General features: G+C 62.4%; 17 protein-coding genes, 2 tRNA genes and 1 pseudogene. 8 read left to right on the top strand and 12 right to left on the bottom strand.

The annotated features are described in order from the left end of the window. Nucleotides 1–24: 24 nt before the first annotated feature. From xth to IPM54_27625, 5 genes and pseudogenes are all read right to left on the bottom strand, one after another. The gene (gene xth, locus IPM54_27605; protein ID MBK9263561.1) at nt 25–813 is read right to left on the bottom strand and encodes an exodeoxyribonuclease III; all 789 of its coding nucleotides are present in this window, start codon (nt 811–813) and stop codon (nt 25–27) included. 45 nt (nt 814–858) lie between these two features. After that, nucleotides 859–1,306, bottom strand: a pseudogene (locus IPM54_27610) (YeeE/YedE family protein). After that, complete coding sequence (locus tag IPM54_27615) at nt 1,303–1,734, bottom strand: YeeE/YedE family protein (protein ID MBK9263562.1); 432 nt, start codon at nt 1,732–1,734, stop codon at nt 1,303–1,305. Before IPM54_27615 ends, IPM54_27610 begins: the two are co-directional and overlap by 4 nt. Before the next feature lie 201 nt (nt 1,735–1,935). Then, nucleotides 1,936–2,012, bottom strand: a tRNA-Asp gene (locus IPM54_27620). 66 nt (nt 2,013–2,078) lie between these two features. Beyond that, nucleotides 2,079–2,153 (bottom strand) — tRNA-Val (locus tag IPM54_27625). 375 nt (nt 2,154–2,528) lie between these two features. On the opposite strand from IPM54_27625, the gene IPM54_27630 reads away from it, so the two are divergent. The 6 genes from IPM54_27630 to IPM54_27655 all read left to right on the top strand — a co-directional run bounded on the left by IPM54_27630 (nt 2,529) and on the right by IPM54_27655 (nt 9,386). Further along, a complete protein-coding gene (locus tag IPM54_27630) occupies nt 2,529–3,512 on the top strand; it encodes a hypothetical protein (protein ID MBK9263563.1) in 984 nt (327 codons plus the stop codon). After that, a complete protein-coding gene (locus IPM54_27635; GenBank protein ID MBK9263564.1) occupies nt 3,509–4,906 on the top strand; it encodes a hypothetical protein in 1,398 nt (465 codons plus the stop codon). Before IPM54_27630 ends, IPM54_27635 begins: the two co-directional genes overlap by 4 nt. A gap of 54 nt (nt 4,907–4,960) precedes the next feature. After that, entirely contained in the window at nt 4,961–6,091 is a 1,131-nt protein-coding gene (locus IPM54_27640; protein MBK9263565.1) for a carboxylate-amine ligase, read from the top strand. A 125-nt stretch (nt 6,092–6,216) separates the two neighbouring features. Then, entirely contained in the window at nt 6,217–6,978 is a 762-nt protein-coding gene (locus IPM54_27645; GenBank protein ID MBK9263566.1) for a hypothetical protein, read from the top strand. Between the two features lie 313 nt (nt 6,979–7,291). Then, complete coding sequence (locus IPM54_27650; GenBank protein ID MBK9263567.1) at nt 7,292–8,818, top strand: hypothetical protein; 1,527 nt, start codon at nt 7,292–7,294, stop codon at nt 8,816–8,818. A gap of 25 nt (nt 8,819–8,843) precedes the next feature. Continuing rightward, a complete protein-coding gene (locus IPM54_27655) occupies nt 8,844–9,386 on the top strand; it encodes a GNAT family N-acetyltransferase (GenBank protein MBK9263568.1) in 543 nt (180 codons plus the stop codon). Nucleotides 9,387–9,800: 414 nt separating this feature from the next. Here the strand turns inward: IPM54_27655 and IPM54_27660 are convergent, their stop codons facing one another. The 6 genes from IPM54_27660 to IPM54_27685 all read right to left on the bottom strand — a co-directional run bounded on the left by IPM54_27660 (nt 9,801) and on the right by IPM54_27685 (nt 17,648). Further along, nucleotides 9,801–11,105, bottom strand: a complete 1,305-nt coding sequence (locus IPM54_27660; protein ID MBK9263569.1) for a PQQ-binding-like beta-propeller repeat protein — start codon at nt 11,103–11,105, stop codon at nt 9,801–9,803. Nucleotides 11,106–11,119: 14 nt separating this feature from the next. Continuing rightward, a complete protein-coding gene (locus IPM54_27665) occupies nt 11,120–12,694 on the bottom strand; it encodes a tetratricopeptide repeat protein (protein MBK9263570.1) in 1,575 nt (524 codons plus the stop codon). Beyond that, the gene (locus tag IPM54_27670) at nt 12,601–15,966 is read right to left on the bottom strand and encodes a sulfatase-like hydrolase/transferase (GenBank protein MBK9263571.1); all 3,366 of its coding nucleotides are present in this window, start codon (nt 15,964–15,966) and stop codon (nt 12,601–12,603) included. Before IPM54_27670 ends, IPM54_27665 begins: the two co-directional genes overlap by 94 nt. Next, nucleotides 15,963–16,442 (bottom strand): transcription elongation factor GreA, encoded by a 480-nt coding sequence (greA, locus tag IPM54_27675; GenBank protein ID MBK9263572.1) that lies wholly within the window; start codon nt 16,440–16,442, stop codon nt 15,963–15,965. Before greA ends, IPM54_27670 begins: the two co-directional genes overlap by 4 nt. A 73-nt stretch (nt 16,443–16,515) precedes the next feature. Further along, nucleotides 16,516–16,815, bottom strand: a complete 300-nt coding sequence (locus IPM54_27680) for a hypothetical protein (protein MBK9263573.1) — start codon at nt 16,813–16,815, stop codon at nt 16,516–16,518. A 20-nt stretch (nt 16,816–16,835) separates the two neighbouring features. Beyond that, nucleotides 16,836–17,648 (bottom strand): tetratricopeptide repeat protein, encoded by an 813-nt coding sequence (locus tag IPM54_27685; protein ID MBK9263574.1) that lies wholly within the window; start codon nt 17,646–17,648, stop codon nt 16,836–16,838. Nucleotides 17,649–17,966: 318 nt separating this feature from the next. On the opposite strand from IPM54_27685, the gene IPM54_27690 reads away from it, so the two are divergent. Beyond that, nucleotides 17,967–19,478 (top strand): sigma-54-dependent Fis family transcriptional regulator, encoded by a 1,512-nt coding sequence (locus IPM54_27690; GenBank protein ID MBK9263575.1) that lies wholly within the window; start codon nt 17,967–17,969, stop codon nt 19,476–19,478. A gap of 11 nt (nt 19,479–19,489) precedes the next feature. Here the strand turns inward: IPM54_27690 and IPM54_27695 are convergent, their stop codons facing one another. Further along, entirely contained in the window at nt 19,490–20,752 is a 1,263-nt protein-coding gene (locus IPM54_27695) for a DUF4388 domain-containing protein (GenBank protein ID MBK9263576.1), read from the bottom strand. Nucleotides 20,753–20,864: 112 nt separating this feature from the next. Between IPM54_27695 and IPM54_27700 the strand changes: the two genes are divergently transcribed. Then, nucleotides 20,865–21,839, top strand: a complete 975-nt coding sequence (locus IPM54_27700; protein ID MBK9263577.1) for a MoxR family ATPase — start codon at nt 20,865–20,867, stop codon at nt 21,837–21,839. Nucleotides 21,840–21,881: the final 42 nt, after the last annotated feature.

A 21,881-nucleotide genomic window follows, 5' to 3' on the forward strand; every position in this document is an offset into this window, starting at 1 on the left:
TCCAGGGGATCCAGACCCGGTCTGCTACTCCACGATGGCCGGATCCACGTCGACGCCCACGGGGCAATGGTCACTGCCCATCACGTGAGGTTCGATGAAGGCGCGGCGCACGTATTTCGCAGCCGCGGGGGACGCAAGTACGTAATCGATACGCCATCCAATGTTTTTGGCCCTTACGCCAAACCTTTGACTCCACCATGAATAATGGCCAGGCCCCGGTTCGAACGCTCGGAAGGTGTCGACATAACCCGAGCCAATCCAGCGGTCGAGCTCGGCGCGCTCTTCCGGCAGAAAGCCGCTCGTTTTTTGGTTTTCCTTGGGCCGAGCAAGATCGATTTCGCGGTGCGCGGTGTTGAAATCTCCAATGACGAGCACCGGCTCTTTGCGCCGCAGCTTCGGTTCGAGCATATCGAAAATGCGTTGGTAAAACGCGAGCTTGAAAGGCACTCGGCCATTGTCGCGCTCGGTGCCGCTTCCATTCGGGAAATATGCATTCACGAGCGTCAGGCGGCCGAACCGCGCGATCTGCACGCGCCCTTCGGCATCGAATTCGCGGTTCTTCATCGTCGTGACGACGCGATCCGGACGCAGGCGCGAAAGCAAGCCGACTCCGCTGTACCCCGGTCTATCCGCCGCGACGAACGCGCGATGCCAGCTTTCGTCGATGGTCGCGATACACGCTGTCGCTTGATCGGCCGCCGCACGCACTTCTTGCACGCCCACGATGTCGGCGTTTGCCCCTGCAAGCCACCCGGAAAAACCTTTTCCCATGGCGGATCGCAACCCATTCACGTTCCAGCTCAGGATTCTCATGGACGAACGCGGCCTTTCACGCGGCCGCGGTCCATATAGACGAGGTCAGGTTTTCTGTCCAGTCGCGATCCGTCGCTCGAAAACGTGCTCGGCAAGCATCCCGACGAGCATTGCCGCGACGAACGCCAAGACGCCGGGGCTTGCCGTGACGAGGTTCACGATGCCAGGACCGGGACAAATGCCCACGATGCCCCATCCAACACCGAAGACGAGCGCTCCGACGACGAGCCGCCAATCGATGTCCTTGCGCTTCGGCAATTGGAAACTCTCGCCCAGAAACGATTGCAAACGACGGTGGGCAAACCGCACGGCCGGAATGTGCACGAGAATCGCGCCGAGCATGACGAACGCGAGGCTTGGATCCCAATTCTCCGGTAACATCCAAAAAACCCAAAACTTTTTCCGGAAGGACCATACCCGAAATGGCAAGTCCAGCGCCGAACAAGAGCCCCGTCACGAGAAAAACCAATCGTGTTTTACCGGTGTTACTCATGACGCACCTCCCAGGATATGCCGAGTCACGAATACGGTTATCGCGGCCGCGGCCATGAAGGTCACCGTTGCAACGAGCGATCGCACAGAAAAGCGGCTCAAACCGCACACGCCATGGCCGCTCGTGCAACCATTGCCGAGCCGCGTGCCGAAACCAACGAGCAAACCGGCAACAATGGCGGGTACGACAGGAACGCTGCTCGCATCGGGGAAACTCGATGGATGAACGATATAAACGACCATCCCAGCAGCGATGAGCCCTCCGATGAAGAGCAGCCTGTCGACGCGGTCCTTTGCGGCACGCATGAGGCCACCGCCGACGATGCCGCTGATCCCAGCGATTCGTCCGCTGAAAAGGAGCAGCACGGAGGCGGCAAGACCGATCAGGGCGCCACCCGCAAGGGCGGGGAGGGGATTGAAGGGTTGCATGGTTGTTTCACACAAGCAACCAGCGTGCCAACCAGTTTCTATTGTATTTCTCGTAGCTTGCGTCGATATGTAACACGGCGTGTTTCAGCGCATGAAACATTCGTATCGCACGATGGGGCGTGGGCGTTTGACTGTAACCAGAACAAAAGCAAAACAGCCAACCCTTTCGGATTGGCTGTCTTACGTACTGCTTGGGCTTACTGGCGGGGTGGACGGGACTCGAACCCGCGGCCTCCGGCGTGACAGGCCGGCGTTATAACCAACTTAACTACCACCCCAATCGTAAACTCGGGGACTGCTCTACTACTTCGACATGCAACCGCTGGTCAAGGACCTTTTTCGCCTGGTGGGCGGGACAGGGTTCGAACCTGCGGCCATCGGCTTGTAAGGCCGACGCTCTACCGCTGAGCTACCCGCCCTGTCGGAGAGGCCGCGGAGTCTACATGGCGAAGCTTTGCCGTCAAGAACTTTTTTGAAGGGGGGTCAGAATTTGTTCGCGCGCTGCGCGCAGGGCTTGGTTCACGATGGGGGGCTCGCGCCTCACCCCCCGACCCCCTCTCCAGCTCCGCGGCTACGCCGCTGCGTGGAGAGGGGGAGAAAGAACGAGCGTCACAATGCCGTAGTTCCCCCTCTCCGCGGAGCGAAGCGACGGGGAGAGGGGGCTAGGGGGTGAGGCGCGAAAGGGCTTCACAGACGCTCTCCCCACCAGCGCCCGATTTGCCTCCCTTCGGATCGAACGGCGATCTAGAGTCGGTCCCGTACGAACACCGAAGAGGAGCAACGGAGAGACACCTATGACGGAGCGGATCGGCATTCTGGCGGGTTGGGAAAAGTCCTTCCCCCAGGCCTTCATCGACAGATGCAACCGAGTATCAGGCATCTCGGCAGAATTCGCGAAGATCGGCGGAACGCCGGAACGCTTCGTTTCGCCGTACCGCGTCCTGGTCGATCGCATCAGCCAAGAAGTGAAGCACTACCGCTTCCACCTCAAAGCCGCGGCTCTCGGTGGCGCCTACGTGATCAACGATCCGTTCTGGTGGAGCGCCGACGACAAGTTCTTCGGCTTCTCGCTCGCATCACGAATCGGCGTCGCAACGCCTCGCACCGTGATGCTGCCGCAAAAAGAATACATCCCCGCCATCGACAAAAATCGCAGCCTGCGCAACCTCGAGTTCCCACTGAACTGGGAAGCCATCGTCGACTACGTCAAGTTCCCCGCCATCCTGAAACCCGCCGACGGCGGCGGATGGAAAGACGTGACGGTCGTGCGCACGCCAGGCGAGCTGCTCAAGGCGTACGACGCATCGGGCCTGAACGTGATGACACTGCAAGAGTTCATCGACTTCGATGACTACGTGCGCTGCATCTGCATCGGCCGCGAACGCGTGCTGACGATTCAATACGATCCCAAACAAATCGGTCCGACGGGGCTGCGAGGGCGTTACATCTTCCGCGACGAAGAACGTTGGCTCCCCAAAGATCAGCACGACCGCGTCGTGCACGATGCCCTGCGCCTCAACCACGCGCTCGGCTACGACATGAACTCGGTCGAGTTCGCCATGCGCGACGGCGTGCCGTACGCCATCGACTTCACGAACCCCGCACCCGACATGCACATCGAGCACCTCGGCGAGCGGTTCTTCGACACGGTGACCGATTGGATGGTCGACTTCTGCGTTCGCGCGGCGAAAGAAGGCCGGACGATTCGCGATCGCTACACGTCGTGGCACAAGCTGGCCGGCGAAGTCGAACCGATTCGTTGGGATCGCGGCGGATGACGAGCGAGAGGCCTCCGAAACACCCGTGGACGGCAGCGATCGACGAAGCCGTCGATCGCTACCACGACGTCCTCACGGCCTACGTGGCTCGAGGCGGAGAAGATCACCTCGCACTGGTCGAGCGCATGGTCGCTCGCGGTGCGGTGTTTGCCGGTAGGCCACTGTGCACGTTTCTCCGGCCAAACTTCGTGCTGCGCCCGCAATACATGCAGCTTCGTCGCGCGGTCGAACACTTTCGCAGTGCCATCATCAAAGCGAAAGACATCGTCCTGCGCGAACCTCAACTGCTCGAGCTGCTCGCGCTCACCGACGGCGAAAGGCGCCTCTTCTCCTACAACCCAGCCTTCGAATCCGTCGGTGTCGTGACGCGTCTCGACGCGATCCTTTCAGGGCCCGACATTTCGTTCGTCGAGCTGAACGCCGAAGGTGCGTTCGGGCCGAGCTACGCGGATCGCCTCACGGAGATCTTCGAAGGCTTTCAGCCGATGCGCGAGTTCATCCGCGGAGCACCGGCGACGCCCATCTACAGCGGCAATTCGCTCGTCGGCGCCATCCTCGATGCATGGCACGAGTTTGGAGGGACGCACGTTCCCAAAGTCGCCGTCGTCGATTGGCAAGAAGTCGCGACTCGAACCGAGTTCGACATGATCTGCGAACGCTTCAAGCGTCACGGCATTCCAGCTCGATTCGTCGACCCGCGAGAGCTCGAATTCAAAGACGGTCTGCTGTCGAGCCGCGGCGAAGTGATCGATCTGGTCTACCGCCGCGTGCTGACGAGCGAGCTGCTCGGGCGCGAAGACGAAGTGAAAGCGCTCATCGAGGCCTACAAGGCGCGCGTCGTGTGCGTCGTGAACAGCTTCCGCGCCAAGCTGCTCGACAAGAAGGTGCTGTTCGCGCTGCTCTTCGACCCACGTGTCACGTCTTCCTTCACGCCGGAGGAAGAGGCGAGCGTGCGTCAGTGCATTCCGTGGACGCGCCGAGTCGAAGAGACGAAGACCGAAGGTCCGGACGGACAAACCATCGATCTGCTTCCTTGGGCACGCGATAACCGAACTCGTTTGGTGCTCAAACCAAATGACGAGCTCGGTGGTCGTGGTGTTCTGATTGGTGCGAGCGTCGAAGGGGCCGTGTGGGAGCGAGCGCTGAAGCTAGGGCTCGTCGATCCGTCCGTCTTGCAGCTTCGCGTTCCGCTGCCAACGTCGATGTTTCCCGAGGTGGGAGCGGCCGGGGAGCTGTATTTTTCGCGTCGCTACATGGAGCTCGATCCGATCCTGTTCCGTGGCGAGCTAGGTGGACTTTTGGGGCGGCTGTCCGCGACGAACATGTGCAACGTGCACACGGGGGCCGGCACCGTTCCGACGTTCATCATCGAGCAAAGCTCTAACGCCGCCTGAGTGAGCGGCTCTATCGTTCATTTGCTTTGAGTTTGTCGACAGGGAGTGACACGCATGAGCACTACGGTTTCTGGGCTTCTCGACAACCAATTCACCCTCGGCATCGAGGAAGAGTTTCAGATCGTTCACCCCGAATCGCGCGAGCTGCGTTCGTACGTGAGTCAGCTCCTCGAGGAAGGTGGCAAGCAGTCGCTGCTTCGCGAGCGCGTGCGTCCGGAGATGCATCAGTCGGTCGTCGAAACGGGCACGGGCATCTGTCGTGACATCAGGCAAGCGCGGTCGGAGATCTGCGAGCTACGAGGTGAGCTGAACGGGCTTGCGAGCAAGCATGGTCTGCGCATCGTCGCCGCCGGCACGCATCCGTTCAGCGATTGGAAGAGGCAGGAGATCACTGATGGCGAACGTTACAAAGTCATCGTCGAAGATCTTCAGGACGTTGCTCGCGCGAACTTGATTTTCGGGCTTCACGTGCACGTGGGCATCAAGGACAAGGAGGTCGCGATCGCGCTTGCGAACCAGGTTCGTTACTTCCTTCCGCACATCTTGGCGCTGTCGACGTCGAGCCCGTTCTGGCTTGGTCGCAATTCCGGTCTGAAGAGCATCCGAAGCGAGATTTTCAAGCGATTCCCGCGCACGGGCATCCCTGGCCATTTCGACTCGTACCATCAGTACCAGTCGTACGTGGACTTGCTGGTGAAGACGGGTTGCATCGACAACGCGAAGAAGATTTGGTGGGACGTTCGGGCGCATCCGTTCTTCGACACGGTGGAGGTGCGCATCTGCGACATGTCGACGCGCATCGACGACACGGTGGCACTCGCGGCGCTCATTCAAGCGATCATGGGCAAACTTTATTTGCTGTACCAACGAAACATGGGCTTCCGCGAGTATGCTCGTGAGCTCGTCGAGGAGAACAAGTGGCGCGCGGTGCGCTACGGCATCGACGGGCAGCTCATCGACTTCGGCAAGCAGAGGCAGGTGCCGCTGCGAGCGTTGATCAGCGAGCTTTTGGATTTCGTGTCGGAGGCGGCCGATATCTTCAAGTCGCAAGAGGAGCTCGATCGCGTGCGCAAGATCCTCGTGGAGGGGACGAGTGCCGACAAGCAGCTTGCGGTTTACGCGAAGACGCAGAGCTATCAGGCGGTTGTCGATCATCTCATCCACGAGACGAGCCTAGGCGCCTGAAGCAGGGGCAAAAAATGTTGAAATCCAAGCCCTTGGAGCATTTTTCGCTGCGACGAGTTGCTGAGGATTTCAGTCCAAGGGGCTCGCTCTGCTACCGTGCTCGTGTGGGAACGAAGAGGAGAGGCTTGCTTCGGATCGCAGCGCTTGCCGTCATCGCGCTTTTTGGATCCGTGGGGACTGCGAGTTGTGCGTCGACGGAGTATCACGCGGAGCCGCCGGGAGAACCTGCGGGTCGCGGGAGTGCATCCGTTCCATCGGGGGCGATAGGGGTTTGCAAACGAGCAGACACGAAGCGCCCTCCGGTCGTGAGCGAAGCGCTTTGGGAAAACGCGCGACCGTGTACGCCGCGAACGCCTCCCGAGCACATTCGACTCGGTTATTCCGACAAGGATGATCCCGAGGTCGAGAAGCAAATCGAGAGTGTTCTTTCGGCGCTGAAAGAAGGGCAGAAAGAAGACGGGGGCAACAACACGATGCTTTCGGCAGTGCGTGGTGTGCGGCAGCGTGCGGTGGACATTCCGACGCTACGTGATCGCGTTTCACGGGACTCGACTTCGGGCGGCACGTGCGACTTCACGTACCTGCTGAACACGATGAGCAAGGCGCGTGAAAAGATCGAGCGGGATTCGTGCACGGCTGATGTTTACGACGTCAAGGAGCTCAAACAAGTTTGTCTGTTCGACGCGGGCAAACCTGAAGCTTCGTGGCTGACGAGCGGCTGGGCGTGTTTGATGAACGTGCGCGCTTTGGGTAGCGATCAGTCGTGTCATCGTTTGTGTGCGTACGATGATTACTGCATGAAGCAGGTGAGTTGCGCAGGTGCGGACATCGATCTGCTGCTGTGCGCGATGGGCATCTGCTTGCCGGTGCAGCGCGGTAGCTACTGATTCGTTGAAGACGAGTCTGGATTTGGCACGCTTGCTTCGCGCGCACGAGTACCGACGGTACGAGCCATTCGCCTGATGCAAGGACGCAGTTGAGGTGTGTTTTTCCTGGCACTCGCGGTCCCCCTGAACTCGCCCGCTGGGCGGGTTCAAACAGCAGGAACCACCACGACCGCCAGAAAAAACACACACCAACCGCTTTACATCCGCTCTGCATTCAATCTCCCCGAATAGACCCTGCTTTGCGCTGTTCACGGAGACGAACGGACGCGTATCGTGTTATTGGGCGTAGGTAGGACGCGCAGGCACGAAAACGATGGCTGACAATGCGATTCCGTCTCCTCGAGACGACGATGATGAAGATGTCCACTGGGCGCTCTCGACAGCAGTGACGCTGTGGGGTCGAGGTGAGCGCGTCGAAGCTTTGAAGTGGCTGAAGCGAGCTGCCGAGCAAGCTTCGGATGCGGACAGGGACATTCGTTCGCTGGAGCTGTTCAAGGCGGCTGCGGACATTCAGCCCTTGATCGCGGCTGCTGCCAGTGCGCAGGCTCAACCGGCACCTTCTGCGCCTGCAACGCAGGCACCCGTAACGCCGCCGCAAGCCGCAGCACCGGCTCCGGCTGCCGCGAGGCCACCGCCTCCGCCGCTTCCGACAAACCGTCCACCGCCGCCAGCTCGAGCACCTCAGCCATCGCTCCCGCCAGCAACGCAAGCGTCACCCGCGATCGCGCCGCCGCCACAGCCTGTGCGCAGCGCGCCTCCGCCAGCACCGCGCGCGAGTGCGCGGCCGCCAGCGTCTTTGCCCGGACAAACCCCGGCGCCGATGTCGGTAGCGCCGGCATCCAGAGCCCCGGTCATCCCGAGCACTCCGCCGCCTCCTGCAGCAGCGCCGCCGGTTGCCGCACCGCGTACAGCAGCAGCGCCTCCCGTGGCGATGCCGACGCGCAAGCGCCTTCCATCGAGAACGGGTGCGCGCAAGAGCGTCGCCGCGGATCCCAATTCGCTTCGTGGGAAAGCCCCGGTCGCGCCGGCAGCAGCACCTCAGAGCAGTCCCGGCAAGCCTGCGAGCGGGTCGAGTAAGCGGGCCGCGCCCAAGACGACGATCATCGATCAAGCGTGGGGCGATTTCGTGGCGTCACCACCGCCGCTCGCGCCGCCTCCGCCGCCGCCTGACGAGGAGGTGACGGCTGCGCGTAATCGGCAGGCGCTTCTCGACATGCCGATCGATGACTTGGACGGCGTGACGCACATCATTTCGGGCAAGAACACGGCGAAACAAGTTGCAGCGGCGAAAGCAGCGGCAGCCGCCGCGGCAGCAGCCGCCAATACGCCGGCGCCGCTTCCGGTCGTCGCGCCGGCACCGATCACCATCACGGCTGCGCCGGCTCCGGTTGCAGCGCCATCACCGGCTCCCGTGTCCGCTCAGGTTCCCGTTGCACCGGCATCCGTGCAGCCGGTGCTGCCGAAGAGCAAAGGCCCGGCAAGCGTGAGGCCTGCGGCGCTGCCGAACATCATGCAGCACCACGCACCGGTGAGCCAACCGCCCGTGACGCAGCCGCAGTCTGTGCAGCCGCACGCGCAGGTTGCACAACCGGTCGCGGCACCGGCCCCGATGGCTCAACCCGCGCCGACACACGCCGTCGCAGCGCCACCTGCCATGACGGCCGCCGCGCGCGTCGCAACCGTCACGGCGATCCGCGTTGCGGTGTTTGGACGGGAAGGGGACATGCGTGTTCTTGCGCTTGCGCCGCACACATCGGCACCGCCAGGCACGGTATCCGCGCTTCTTTTGCCGTCGTCCGAGACCGAAGCGGCGGCGCTTGGAAAACTCTTCGGCCTTTGATCTTTTCACCGGGAACGAGCTTGCCATGAGCGACGAACGCATCCGCCCGACACGCATCCGAGTTTCACGCCTGCAAGAGGTCCAAGTCGAAGCGCTCGTCGAGGTCGAGCGAGCTTGCGCGGCGATGTATCACGACCTTGGTTTCGACGCGGCGGAGGTGCCAGTGCGCACATTTGCGGACATTGCGCACTTGCCGCGGTACCACAACGTGTACGTGGCCGAAGCGGATCACGAGGTCGCGGGCTACGTGGCGTGGCGGGACGAATCGCCGGGCGTGGCGTACATCGAGGAGCTGTCGGTGCATCCGCAGTTTCAGCGCTTCGGGGTCGGCTCGAAGCTGTTGGCCACGGTGGAAGAAGACGCGGTGCGAGCGGGCTTGGCCGACGTCGTTGCGAAAAAGGTCGACAAGGCGGCGTGGGCAACGGCGTTCTACGCGCACCACGGGTTCACGGAGATCGGCGCTGGGGCGAGCGCGAAGGCGCAGGGCTGGGTGGATGAGCGATCCGGCGGAAGGCCGCTGACGCGGCCCGGCGAGGTCGTGATCTGGAAGCGGCTGAGAGCGCAGTAGTCACGGTGGTCGCGCCGCGGTTGTAGGAAGGTGCCAGGCACTTTGGACAAGGTGCCTGGGAAAAGGTGCCAGGCACTTTGGGACGTCGCGGTGTTTGCTGACGTCGACGGGTTCGATGCGCATGGGTCGTCCGCGCGGAGCGGCGGACATGTGACGCGCCCAGCCGTGACGACCACCCGACGTGTTTAGTTGACATAATGTATCTTATGCGAAATTTTGGCGACGGTGCGAGAAGGGGGAAACGGGCTGGAAACGCGGCGTAGTCTGCGTGCAACGACGGTTTGTCCGCGCGCTCCACACGCACGTTACGCGCTTCAAAGGTGCCAACCACTTTGGGCGCAGCCCAACCCGGCTCCCAAGGTGCCAACCACCTTTTCGCAGCGCTCACGCGGGTCGCACGCGCGACCAGGCGCCTCAGAACTGCGGCCAGTCCGCCTTCTTCGATTCGGGTCGCGGCGGCATGACCTGGACTCCAAGCAACGAACCGCCGTTGTCCAGTACGAACGCTCGCACCCCGTGGACCGCCGGCGTCATCGCGAAGCTCGCGCCCGGCAAAATCCCATCGATGAGCCCACCGTTCACCGGTGAAAACAAGAACAACCCGTACCGCGACGTTCCCACGACCAACGCTCCGGCCACCGCCACGGGCATCGTGATGCCGCCTTCCGGCAAGTTCCGCCGCCAAAGCGTGCGACCGTCGTTCGGATCGAGCGCCCACAGCCCCGTCAGACCCGACGCCGCAAACAGAATCCGCTGCCCAGCCACCGTCGGCAGCGGCCCATCATGCGGCGCGTGCTCGGGCTGCTCCCACAACATCAGCTCGGTCACGCCGACCGCCTTGTCATTCACCCACGCCCGCGTGCCGTTTTCCGCGTCGAGCGCAAACACACCGCCCGCATAACTGCCAACGAACACCACTTCGCCCGACGAAATCCGCGACACGACCGGCGTCGTGTCCACATCCAGGTACCGCACGCGATCGCCCGGCGCAGTCGCCTCGGCTTCCGCCGCCAAATCCACGATCGGCCACTGTTCCGACCCATCTTCGGCGTCGTACGCAAGCACAACACCATCGGAAAACGCCGTGTAAATCTTGTCGCGACCCAGCGCCGGCCCTGCGTAACCAGACACTTCCATCCCAAACGCCGGCGTTCGATGCTGATGCCACTTCAGCGCACCCGTGTCCGCATGCATCGCAACGAGCGTGTCGTTCGCGTTCATCACGTACACGATGCCGTTACGCAGCACCGGCCGTCGCAGAACCTCCGCGTTCGTCGCAAACCGCCACAAAAGCTTCCCGTCGCTCGCCGCTACCTTGTACAGAGCCCCATCGTTCGAGCCGAAATACAGCGTATCTTCTTTAGCGTCGTAAAGTGGCTCACTCTGCACCGGACCCAATGTCTCGAATCGCCACAGCGTCGAGCCATCCTGCGCCCGAAGGCAGTACATCCCATTGTCGCTCGACCCGACGAACACGCGCCGGCCTTCGACGTCGAGCGCTGGTTGCCCTCGCTCGTACATCTCCGCTTGCTTACGCGATTCCGACGTCAGCGGGCGGCGAAGCCATACGGACAACGCGCCACCGGGATGATGCAACCACGTCGGCACCTGCGGCGTTGCCGGAATGCCGGATGTCTCACAGCCAAGCGCTCCCACGGCACAAGCCAGCGCCACGCCAAGCGTTGCGACGCTGCGAGATGCGGTGATCGGCCGAAACATCGCCAGCATCGTGCTCAAGGGGTCCCGTTCTGTGGAGGAGCCTTCTTCTGAAGGGCTTCCTGAGCGCGTCGGGCCATGTCCTGAAGCTCTTCCGGCGTGGGCATCTTGCCCGCAGGCGGCTTGCTCGCGGCCGTCGCACCCGGATCGATCTGCGTCAGCAAATCACCCACGGCACCCTTCAAATACCCAATCGGCTGCGGCTCGGTCGAAGGCGTCGTCAGCTTCGTGTTGAGCGGCTCGAGCAATTCCTTTGCCTTCGCCTTGTCGCCCTTCGCAAACAGGATGCGCGCCTCGTGATACGTCGCGAGCTCCTTGTAACCCTTGACGTCGACCCCTCCGAGCTCCTTGAAGCTCGCAAGCGCTCCGTCGAGATCCCCCTTGCCTTCCTTGGCAAACGCAGTGCCTTCCGTTGCTCGACCCTTCACGTCCGGATCGGCTGCGGCAAGCGGCGACGCGAGAACTTCGGCATACGAAGCGATCGCCTTGTCGTACTCCTTCTTCTCGAGGTACGCGCCGCCTTGGCCCAGCTTCGCCAAGATCGCCGCACCGGAACCTGCGTGCTGCTCGACGACGCCACCAAACGCGGTCAAAGCCGCATCGGCTCGTTCGCCGGACGTCTTGAAAACACGCCGCGGATCGTACTCCTTCTCGTCGTCCGAACGCTTGTCCTCCTCGAGCACGATGCCGCGATCCGCCGCAACGCCCGCGAGGAGCTTCGACGACGCTTCACCGGCATTCTTTTCCGTGCGCATCGTGTACAGGACGTACCCTCCCGCACCGAGCAATCCGATGAGAACGACCCACTGGATGATTTGAACGTTCGACTTGAACCACTTGCCGATCGCCGCCGCGCTACGCGCAAGCGCATCGTCGACCATCTCACCCGCATCCAATGAGCCCGCAGCGGGCCCACGCGACGCGGACGCGGCTTGTTCGCGACGCCGCTTGAGTAGCTCCTTGGCCCGAGCGTTTTTGTCCTTCGACAATCCCGCGTCTTCATCGGGGCTCGAAGCATCGACCGCCGCGCGCTTCTTGCGCCGCGCCAGAGCTTCTTCACGACGACGCGCCGCTCGATTCGGTTTCGCAGCTTCAGCCTCTTCGGACTCCTCGGGTTTGTCCTCGGATGCTTCCTTCGCTTCGCCGTCGCCGTCGTCGTCGGCTACGCCGAGCGCCTTCGCAACACGTTGCGCCGCCTCATCCGGCTCGTCCTCGTCCTCGTCCGATTCGTCCGATTCGTCGGCATCGTCAGCTTTTTTTGCCTTCGCTTTGCCGTCGTCATCCTCGGCTTCGTCGTCATCCGAATCCGATTCGTCTTCGTCGCGCTCGTCTTCGTCGCGCTCGTCTTCGTCACGCTCGTCGCGGTCTTTTTGCTGCTTATCCTGTCGCGGCACGCCGGGGACTCTAGCCGCGCCTAGTGCGGCGTCAATCAACCTTCCAGCGTTCGCCTGGCCAAAAATGCCCTCGGACCTCGGCGCCCCCTCGTCCACGAGCAAGCTCAGGGAGACGGCAAGCCTTCGTTCGGCACCCCAGGCGGCAGATCCGACCCCGAAGGCGCGGGCGAGGTCCCGTCGTACGTCTCGGGCGTCCATGGCTCCGGCGGGGGCGGCGGAAGCTCGGGAGACAGCGGGACCACCACACAGACGGTAATCTCGATATTTTGGGTCGCGTACACGACAAACTCCCCAAAGTCCCCCGGACGCACGCCCACCGATTCCGGAAGTGTCGTGAACACCTCGTGAAAGGCTTCACCCGGCGGCACGTGCAAAATCGCGGTCTTCTTCGGATCGAGCTCCGGTGCGCGGATCGGTACGAGCTCACGATCGCGTCCCGTACTCGGACGAACCCGTCCATTGCCCATCCCGAACCGAATTTCACCGGGGCGATCGTCCATCGAACGCGCGCGACAAATGGCGCGAATTTCATCACCCGTGCCGCGTTTGGGCACGACGATACGAATCGGTACGCCACTGCGCGCAAACTGCCGCAGGCGCGCGAGATCGCGATCCCTTGGACCTCCAACGAGTTTGACGATGTCCGCTTCGATGGCGAGACGAAGCCCATTCGGAAGCGGATCCGGAACGCCCAAGAGGCGCACCAGCGGCGCTACGAGCTCCGGACCACCACCCAGCGCAACGAGCGCTTCGGCGAGGGCCACGCGTGCATGCTGATACCGCTCTGTCGCAAGATGCTCTGCAAGCGCAGGCCGCGCCGATTCCTGACCAATCGCCGCAAGCGCTGCCGCCGCATGCGGCGCAAGACGCACGTCATCCAGCGTGTCGATGAGCGCCGTCACCGCGGACTTCGCCTTGATTTTGCCGAGAGCCACGACGATCTCTTTCGCGCGCTCGAACGGCAATCGATCCTTGTCCGCAACATTCTTTCCGTAACCCTCGCGCAGCCACGCGACGAGCTCCGTCTCCCCTCGCCCATCGCCAGATTCCGCAAGCGCGAGCGCTGCCATGTGACGCCATGCCGGATCCGCGTCGGTCACGAGCTCCCGCGTGAGCGATGCACCCTCGCCCAGACGCGTGAGACCCAGCGCGCACCAACGCCGAACCTCGTCGTCCTCGTCGCGCAACAGCGCCAGTCGCATCGTTGCCGCCACTTCGCTCTGGCGCAGCTCGAACAACACTTCGGCCGCCTTGCGACGAATTGCGACGTCCGCATCGTCGAGCAGCGCTGCGACGTCCTCAGCCGCATCGGCATCGCCTGCAATGCCGCGTCTGAGCGCGTCTGGCCATCCTTTGCCTTCGATGCGCAACCCCGCGATCTCGTACCGACCGTGCGAGCCTTCCACAGCTCGAAGCTCCGCACGCATTTCCGCCATGTCCCCAATTCGAACCGCAGACAGATCCCTCGTTTGCCCCGGATCCTGCTTCACGTCGTACAGCGCGCACGCGCCAATCCTTCGAGCACAAACGAGTCGCAACGGGCCGCGTGCGAGCATCGTCATCGTGTCCGTTTCGGCAAACGCAAACCCTCGCGCACTCTCCGGACTGTTCGTTCCCATGATGAACGGCCCGATGTCCGTACCTCGCACACGCGCAGGTCGTGGGATGTCGAGTCCCGCAAGCACCGTTGGAAAGAGATCGACGATCGTCACCGGCGAAGGGACTCGGCGCGGCGAAAACAGGCCCGGCGCGTGCAGGACGAGCGGCACGCGCACCTGCTCTTCGTACACCGATGTGCCGTGATACCGGCCGCCGTGCTCCTGAAACTCTTCGCCATGATCGGCGCTGATGATCACCAGCGCGTTCGGCCTGCGCTTCCGAATGTCCGCGACGATCTCGCCGATTCCCGCATCGGCAACGGCAATTTCCGCATCGTATCGATCGATGTCTCGATCCCCGTATGAGTGGTCCGCATGCGCTTCGTAAGGTTCGTGCGGTTCGAAAAGATGAACCCACATGAACAGGCGTGAATCCGCCTTCGCCGCATCCAGGTAGTCGCGCACTTGATTGGCTCGCAGCGATGCCGATGCAAACTCGACCTTGCGGTATTCAAAGTCGAGCCCGCGATCGCGCATGGCCCCGAAGCGTTCGGCATCGATGAAGAACACGGCGGGCGGATAAAACGCTGCCGTCTTGTACCCGTAGCGTCGAAGCTGACCGGCCCACGTTTCCGAGTCGGCACCAAGACCTTGGAGCACCAACGGACGGATGTACTTGCCCGTCATGAGCGACGTGACCGCGTACGACGTATGCGGCGTCGGCGTGTACGCGTGCTCGAAGACGACTCCGCCCTCCGCGAGCGCGTCGATGTTCGGCGTGATCTTCTTCGGATAACCGTATGAGCTCAAATGATCCGCCCGCAGCGCGTCGACCGTGATGAGCACGATGTCGCGACCGCTCAGATCCAGCGAACGGCCCGCCTGGCGTTGGGCATCGATGAAGGGCGCATCGTCGAGCGGCGGTGGCGGCGACAAGAGCGCCGCGATCTCGACGCCGTTCGACACGATGGGAGCATGCGTGGCGTACACGAGGCGCATGTTGTCCGCAGGCGCCATGCGCTGCGCCGACAGGCTCGCCACGGCACAGCACAATGCGAACGCAACGAGCGCCATGGCCACACGGGCGAGCTTGCCGAAGTAACGCCCGACGACACCACGCGCAGGTCTTGCTTCGGCCGCGGTCAGCTCGCGCAGACCATCGAAGGCGACCGTGACAAACGGCACGACGAGCAGCGACAGCAGCGCCAAACCTCGGTGAAACGCTGGATAAAGACGCGGAAGCACCAGCGCATTCACCAGCTCGAGGACGATCTCGATGACGACTACCGCGAGCACGACGTGCAAGACGAACCGTTTGTCTCGGCGCGGCACGAGCGCTCGCGCGAGAAGTGGCCCTACGGCAAACGCTGCAAAAAAGCCGACGAGCGCCACACCAAGCACGAACGGCACCCGAGCTCCGCCCGCGAGGTGCCGCCCTGTCGACACTCCAAACGCAACCCATGCCCCGTACGCCGCACTCGCGAGCGACAAACCAAGGCGAGCGAGCATCGACTGCGCGTGACGCGCGAGCTCGACGATCACGCCAGCAGCGACTGCAATCGGCGCTGCAGCGGCAAACGTGATGGGCCAAAGCGCGGTGATCGCGAGTCCTGGCTCGTAGATTCCGACGAGCTCACGCCGGTGGACGATCGCTACGACAATGATTTCGAGCAGGAGAAAAGCACCGATGGCGAGGTACCCATCGGCGATGCGCCATGCGAGCGCGATGTCGTCGATGCGCTTGCGACGACGCGGTTCGACCCCGTCGGCTTCCGGCGCCTTCGGCTCATCGACGACGACGCGCTTTTGACTCGCGCTTCGTCGAGGCGCGGCAGGAGGGACGTGCAGACCGTCCCCACCGAGGTCCGTCATGCGTAGCTGATCTCGAGAATCTCGAACGTACGCGGCCCAGCGGGCATGACGACCTTCACCTCGTCACCCACTTCGCGCGAGATGAGCGCACGGGCCAAAGGCGACGACACCGAAATGCGGTTTTGTTTGATGTCCGCTTCTTCCGGCCCGACGATTTGGTACGTGAATTCTTCGCCCGAATCGACGTTCGCAAGCTTCACGCGTGCACCGAACTGCACCTTGCTCCCGCTGAGCTTCGACGGATCGATCACCTCCGCACGACTCAGCGTCTGCTCGATGAACGAGATCCGCGCAACGATGAGCCCCTGACGCTCTTTCGCTGCGTGATACTCCGCGTTTTCGGACAAATCCCCATGATCGCGTGCAACGCCGATGTCTTTGACCACTTGCGGCAGTTCGACTTTCTTCAGCCGTTCGAGCTCATCGCGAAGCCGAGCCTGCCCTTCGGGTGTCATCGGCACCCTCTGTTCAGCCATGAAAGACCCTTACCATGTTTCGAGTACGCGCGCGGCTAGGCAAAGCGGCCGTGCGTGATGGACACACCACACTTCACGGCCCTCGCCATCGCACGATCCGTCGCGGCAGCGCCCGACCCGCATCGCGCGAAGCACGCGCCGCCGCCTTGACGAGCGCCGCGGCTGCCCGCTCGAGCCCAGGACCATCCGCGACATGTGCCGCATCTTCGACGTTGGCCACGACCGTCGTTTTCCCGTCCGCGTCGTCATGTTCGACACGTACGACGAGCGGAATGTCGGCGTCGGGTAGATGCGCAAAACCGCGATACGTGACGACCGATCCTTCTTCGCCCGACCGCTCGACGGCGTAACGCACGCCCGCAGTGGGTCGCATTTGCGACGCATCCATGCGTTCTAGGATCCCTGCTCCGCCTTGGGAGATTGCTTTCCGTCGCGCGCATCGAGATCACCCAAGAATTTGCGCGCCGTCACGGCAAACGGGCCGCCGTACTCGTCGATGACCTTCTGGAACAACGCTCGCGCCTTGTCTTCCTGGTCCATCTTGAGCAGCGTTTCTGCTTTGAGCACCAACGCTTCCGGCTCGAGCTCCGAACCTGGATAGGTCTTCACCGCATGGTCGATGCGAGCGATCACCGCCGGATACCGGTCTTGCCGCAGGTAAAACCGCGCCACGTAAAGCTCGTGCCGAACGAGCCTTCCCTGCACGGCATTTCGCATCTTGCGGAGATCGTCCGAGTAACGGCTGCGCGGATTGTCGCGTAAAACCGCTTCGATTTCGCGATACGCTTCTTGTGCCGTCGCTTGATCGCGTTCTTCCGCAGGCGGGAGCAAGAACGTCTCGTCGATGTCCCGGTAGAGCGACTTTGCAATGCGATACCGCGCGTATTCGACGTCCTTGTCCATCCGGTGGTTCTGGATGAACTCGCGATACGAAGACACCGCATCCGCGTACTTCTCTTGCTCGAAGTTCAGATCCGCCAGGCGCAGTTCGGCAAGCGTCGCGTAACGACTGTAAGGGAACAGCTTGCGCACTTCGGACAGGAGCGCTCGCGCGTCTTCCCACGACTTGCTGCGATATGCGCGCATCGCTTCTTCGTAGGCATCGCGAGCGTCCTCGGTGTACGTCAGAGTCGCCTTGCTCCCGTCGCCGATCTGCATGTCGCAACCCGACAGCAGCGGAAGTGCGGCAAAGGCAGCCGCAAACATCAAAGGCGATCGAGCAAGAGCGAAAACCGCGCGCATCACCGCGTCCCTAACCTTTCCAGGCGCTGCGCGCCAGTGGTTCTGCTTTCGGCATCGCGCATGAATGTTCAGAACGCCAAACAATGGCTCTCGCTGCATCTTGAACGAGGTAGAAGTCCCCATTTTTCGGGCGCTCGTGGTGGGTCCCACTGTTCGAGCCCGCGAAGCGGGCGAGTTTGGGGGAACCATGAGTGCCCGAAAAATGGGGGCTTCTACCGAGGTTCCAATCCCTCGAATCGTTCTGCCACGATTTCGACTGCGTTCTAGGGCATATCGAACTCCGTGGAACACCAGCCATCCGCCGCAAACGAGCTCACTCCGAATCCGCCAGGCGAAGCGCCGGTTCGTCCGACGGTCCTGGTCGTCGATGACGAACGAAACATCCGCCGAACGCTCGATCTGGTGCTTCGAGGCGATGGGTACGACGTCATCGAAGCGGAATCCGGCGAGCAAGCCCTGGAGCTCTTGGCGCACGGCCAAAAGCCCGTCGAGCTCGTCATCATCGACCTGATGTTGCCCGGAATCGGCGGCCTCGAGCTGCTCGCACGCATCCGCCATGACGAGTCCACGCGAGCACTGCCTGTCGTGGTGATCAGCGGACACGCCACCGTTCACGACGCCGTAAAAGCCATCAAACTCGGCGCGGGAGACTTCTTCGAAAAACCCGTCACGCGCGAACGCGTGCTCGTCAGCGTCAAGAACGCGCTCCATTCATCCGAGCTCGCACGCAAAGTTCGCGACCTCGAAACCGAGCTTCTGTCTCGGTACGAAATGATCGGACGATCCGCCGCGATGCAGCGCCTCTACAAGGAGATCGATCGCGTTGCTCCGACGAAAACCGGCGTGCTCATCATGGGCGAAAGCGGCACGGGCAAAGAGCTCGTCAGCCGCGCCATTCACCGTTTGTCCCCGCGCGCGACAGGCCCGTTCGTCAAAGTGAATTGCGCAGCAATTCCCAACGAATTGTTCGAGAGTGAACTATTTGGGCACGAACGAGGCGCGTTCACGGGCGCTGTGTCTCGCAAACGAGGCTTCTTCGAACAGGCTCATGGAGGCACGCTGTTTCTCGACGAGATTGGCGACATGGCTCCATCGGCGCAAGCCAAGGTTTTGCGCACGCTGCAATCCGGAGAAGTCAGCCGCCTCGGCAGCGAACATTCGATACAGGTCGACGTCCGTGTTCTCGCCGCATCCAACAAAGACCTCGAACGCGAAGCTTCTGCCGGTCGCTTTCGCGAGGACTTGTACTTCCGTTTGGCCGTCTTCCCGATTCGCGTCCCTGCGCTGCGCGAACGCATGGAGGACATCCGCCCGCTCGCCGATGCGTTCATGACCGCGTTCTGCAAAGAGAACGGCCTCAAGCCAAAGCGCATCGATCCCACGGTCTACAGTGCGCTCGAAATCCGCAGCTTTCCGGGCAACGTACGCGAGCTGAAAAACGTCATCGAACGCGCGGCGATCTTGTCCGGTGACATGGTGACCATCGCCGATCTTCCCGAAGATCCGCACGCGAGCCCCTTCGACGACGACATCGGCAACGAATCAGCGCCCGCACCGCGTGAATCCACGCCGGCACCGAGCATTCCTGCACCGCCATCACTCGCCGAGATTCCTCGATCCGAAGGAGGCCGGCGTCTCACGTTGCGCGAGTTCCGAGATGCAGCCGAACGTCGCTACATCATCGAAGTGCTGCAAAGCCTCGAGTGGAACATTTCACGCGCAGCCATCGTGCTCGGCGTCGAACGAACCAACCTGCACAAGAAGATCCGCGCGTACGACATTCGTCGCGGATGAAACGTTGGTGCTCAACGCTTTTGCGCGAGCGGCGCGACAATCTCCGACACGTTCTTCGCAAACGCAGGACCATGCTTCGATGATCCCGCGGACGCTCGAAGCACCGGATCCGCAATGAAGACGGCAAACGACACGTAGTCGTGAAGCCATTGCGCAAGCATGCCTTCGGCTTGATCCGGCCCTGCGAGCATCGATGCGTTGTCGATGAGCCGCTGCTCGTCGAGCGTTCCATCGGGCTTGGGCCCTGCGCGCATGAACAGCGTGTCGTAGATGCCTGCACCCGTTGCAAACGAAGCGAGGTGCTTGCGCACTTCGTCGCCTCGACCCACCGCATCGACTTCGCGCATCACGAGCGTCATGGCTTCGTTGAAGAGCGCCACGATCGCTGCCGGTCCCGTCGGTCGTGGTGGACGCACGACGACGCAACCTTCCTGCATCATCTGAAACACGTGTCGCGTGACGTCGAACTCACCCTGCCCCACGACGCGACAGATGTCGGCGATGGATCGCGCTCCGTCGATCGCGTTGTACACGCGCACGAGCTCGTCTTCCTTCGGACGCGCACGATCCTTCACGCGTTCGGGCACATGCTGATCGGACGGAATGCGCTCGCGGAAGTACCGCATTTCATCCATGCGCCGGACGCCTTCCATGATGAGGCTGTTCACGGGCATGTTTTGCCGTGACGCCAGGCGCGATTCGTCGAAGCGATCGAGAAAGAAAAAGACGCCGCTTTCGGTGTGTAGCGTCGCGTAGACGATTTCCTCGACCTGCTTTGCTATGAGCTGAAACAATTTTTCGCGCGTGATGAGGCACATGCGCACGGCGGCTTCGCCAAACCGCGTCTCGGCCGTGACCGCTTTCATGACCGCTGCGATCTGATCTTTCGTGAGCGCGCCGTAGCGGTAGAGCACTTCGCCGAGGCGTTCGCCTTCGACATTGGACTGCGCACTGATGATGGTGCCGCTGTCGAAGAACACGCTTCGCAGTGCGGTTCCGTCGAAGACCGACAGCTCACCGCTCCAGCGGCTCTGGCCGACCATCGCGAACACGTCGCACAGCACGCTCGCCGTGGTGATTTCACCGCACAGGCGGAGCGATCCATCGGTTGGGATGGCGCGTCCTTGCTCGTCGGCTTTGCGCATCAATACGACGTGCGCGGGCGACGGCATGAGTCGGAAACCGCCCTGCCTTGCGCGCATCTTTTGGCTGGCCACTTTGCCAACCGGATGCGCTGTCCCGGTTGCGTCGACGCGCACGAGGTCGTCGCTCATTTGCAGATTGCTCGATCCATACCAGGAACCCATCGGCATGGCGGCATTTGCGGACGATTCTGACCGCATCAAGCCGGGAAAGGCGCCGTGCTAGGGTGCCCGCGTGACCGCCATGGGCCTGACGCCTCCCCCTGCCGCAAACGATCCGCTCGCTTCCGCGCAAAGCTTGGCCACTGCACTGGCTCGAGCCCGCTACTTGGCCGACCCACCGATTGCATTGTCGCTCTGGCTCGCGCTTCGCATGGAGCGTCCGCTGATGCTCGAGGGACCAGCAGGCGTTGGCAAAACGGATCTGGCGCGCGCTGCTGCCGAAGCGCTCGGAAGGCCGCTCTTACGGCTCCAATGTTACGAAGGACTCGACGAAGCCAAAGCGCTCTACGAGTGGGACTACGCGCGTCAGATGCTCTACACGCAGCTCTTGCGCGACGCCGTCGCCGCAGAAACTGCTGGCAAAAGCATCGCCGATGCAGCGCGCATCGTCGCTCAAAGCGAAGCCACGTTTTTCTCGGAACACTTTCTGCTCGCACGTCCGCTTCTCGCGGCACTCCGTAGCGACCAGCCCGTCGTGCTGCTCATCGATGAAGTCGATCGCGCAGACCCCGAGTTCGAAGCGTTCCTCCTCGAAATATTGTCGGAGCTCCAAGTGACCATCCCCGAGCTCGGCACGTTCCGCGCCAAACACCGACCGCTCGTGCTGCTCACGACGAACGCCACGCGCGAGATGACCGAAGCCTTGCGTCGCCGATGCTTGCACGCGTTTCTCGACTACCCGTCGGCCTCGCGCGAGCTCGCCATCATCGAGTTATCCGTGCCCAAGATAGAACGCACGCTCGCGTCGCATCTCGTTTCGTTTGTCGCAGAGCTACGCAAGATGGACCTGCGCAAGCCGCCTGCGGTGAGCGAAACGCTGGACTGGGCCCGAGCGCTCCTACTGCTCGGCGCGTCGACGCTCGAGCCAAACGTTGCACGCGACACGCTGGGCCTGCTCCTCAAGCATCAGGAAGACAAGGAGACGGTCGAGGTTCGTCTGGACGCACTTTTGCCTCACCCCCTAGCCCCCTCTCCACACGGTGGAGAGGGGGAATAGGCCTCACCCCCTAGCCCCCTCTCCACACGGTGGAGAGGGGGA

It is taken from the genome of Polyangiaceae bacterium, from assembly GCA_016715885.1.
Taxonomy (GTDB): domain Bacteria; phylum Myxococcota_A; class Polyangia; order Polyangiales; family Polyangiaceae; genus Polyangium.

What these genes read in the sequence shown, in the direction of transcription:
- IPM54_27700 (MBK9263577.1), top strand. Translation starts at nt 20,865, where the DNA reads ATGGGCCTGACGCCTCCCCCTGCCGCAAACGATCCGCTCGCTTCCGCG.
- IPM54_27640 (MBK9263565.1), top strand. Translation starts at nt 4,961, where the DNA reads ATGAGCACTACGGTTTCTGGGCTTCTCGACAACCAATTCACCCTCGGC.
- IPM54_27630 (MBK9263563.1), top strand. Translation starts at nt 2,529, where the DNA reads ATGACGGAGCGGATCGGCATTCTGGCGGGTTGGGAAAAGTCCTTCCCC.
- IPM54_27665 (MBK9263570.1), bottom strand. Translation starts at nt 12,694, where the DNA reads ATGGACGCCCGAGACGTACGACGGGACCTCGCCCGCGCCTTCGGGGTC.
- IPM54_27685 (MBK9263574.1), bottom strand. Translation starts at nt 17,648, where the DNA reads ATGTTTGCGGCTGCCTTTGCCGCACTTCCGCTGCTGTCGGGTTGCGAC.
- IPM54_27635 (MBK9263564.1), top strand. Translation starts at nt 3,509, where the DNA reads ATGACGAGCGAGAGGCCTCCGAAACACCCGTGGACGGCAGCGATCGAC.
- IPM54_27660 (MBK9263569.1), bottom strand. Translation starts at nt 11,105, where the DNA reads ATGTTTCGGCCGATCACCGCATCTCGCAGCGTCGCAACGCTTGGCGTG.
- IPM54_27670 (MBK9263571.1), bottom strand. Translation starts at nt 15,966, where the DNA reads ATGACGGACCTCGGTGGGGACGGTCTGCACGTCCCTCCTGCCGCGCCT.
- greA (MBK9263572.1), bottom strand. Translation starts at nt 16,442, where the DNA reads ATGGCTGAACAGAGGGTGCCGATGACACCCGAAGGGCAGGCTCGGCTT.
- IPM54_27655 (MBK9263568.1), top strand. Translation starts at nt 8,844, where the DNA reads ATGAGCGACGAACGCATCCGCCCGACACGCATCCGAGTTTCACGCCTG.
- xth (MBK9263561.1), bottom strand. Translation starts at nt 813, where the DNA reads ATGAGAATCCTGAGCTGGAACGTGAATGGGTTGCGATCCGCCATGGGA.
- IPM54_27695 (MBK9263576.1), bottom strand. Translation starts at nt 20,752, where the DNA reads ATGAGCGACGACCTCGTGCGCGTCGACGCAACCGGGACAGCGCATCCG.
- IPM54_27615 (MBK9263562.1), bottom strand. Translation starts at nt 1,734, where the DNA reads ATGCAACCCTTCAATCCCCTCCCCGCCCTTGCGGGTGGCGCCCTGATC.
- IPM54_27650 (MBK9263567.1), top strand. Translation starts at nt 7,292, where the DNA reads ATGGCTGACAATGCGATTCCGTCTCCTCGAGACGACGATGATGAAGAT.
- IPM54_27680 (MBK9263573.1), bottom strand. Translation starts at nt 16,815, where the DNA reads ATGCGACCCACTGCGGGCGTGCGTTACGCCGTCGAGCGGTCGGGCGAA.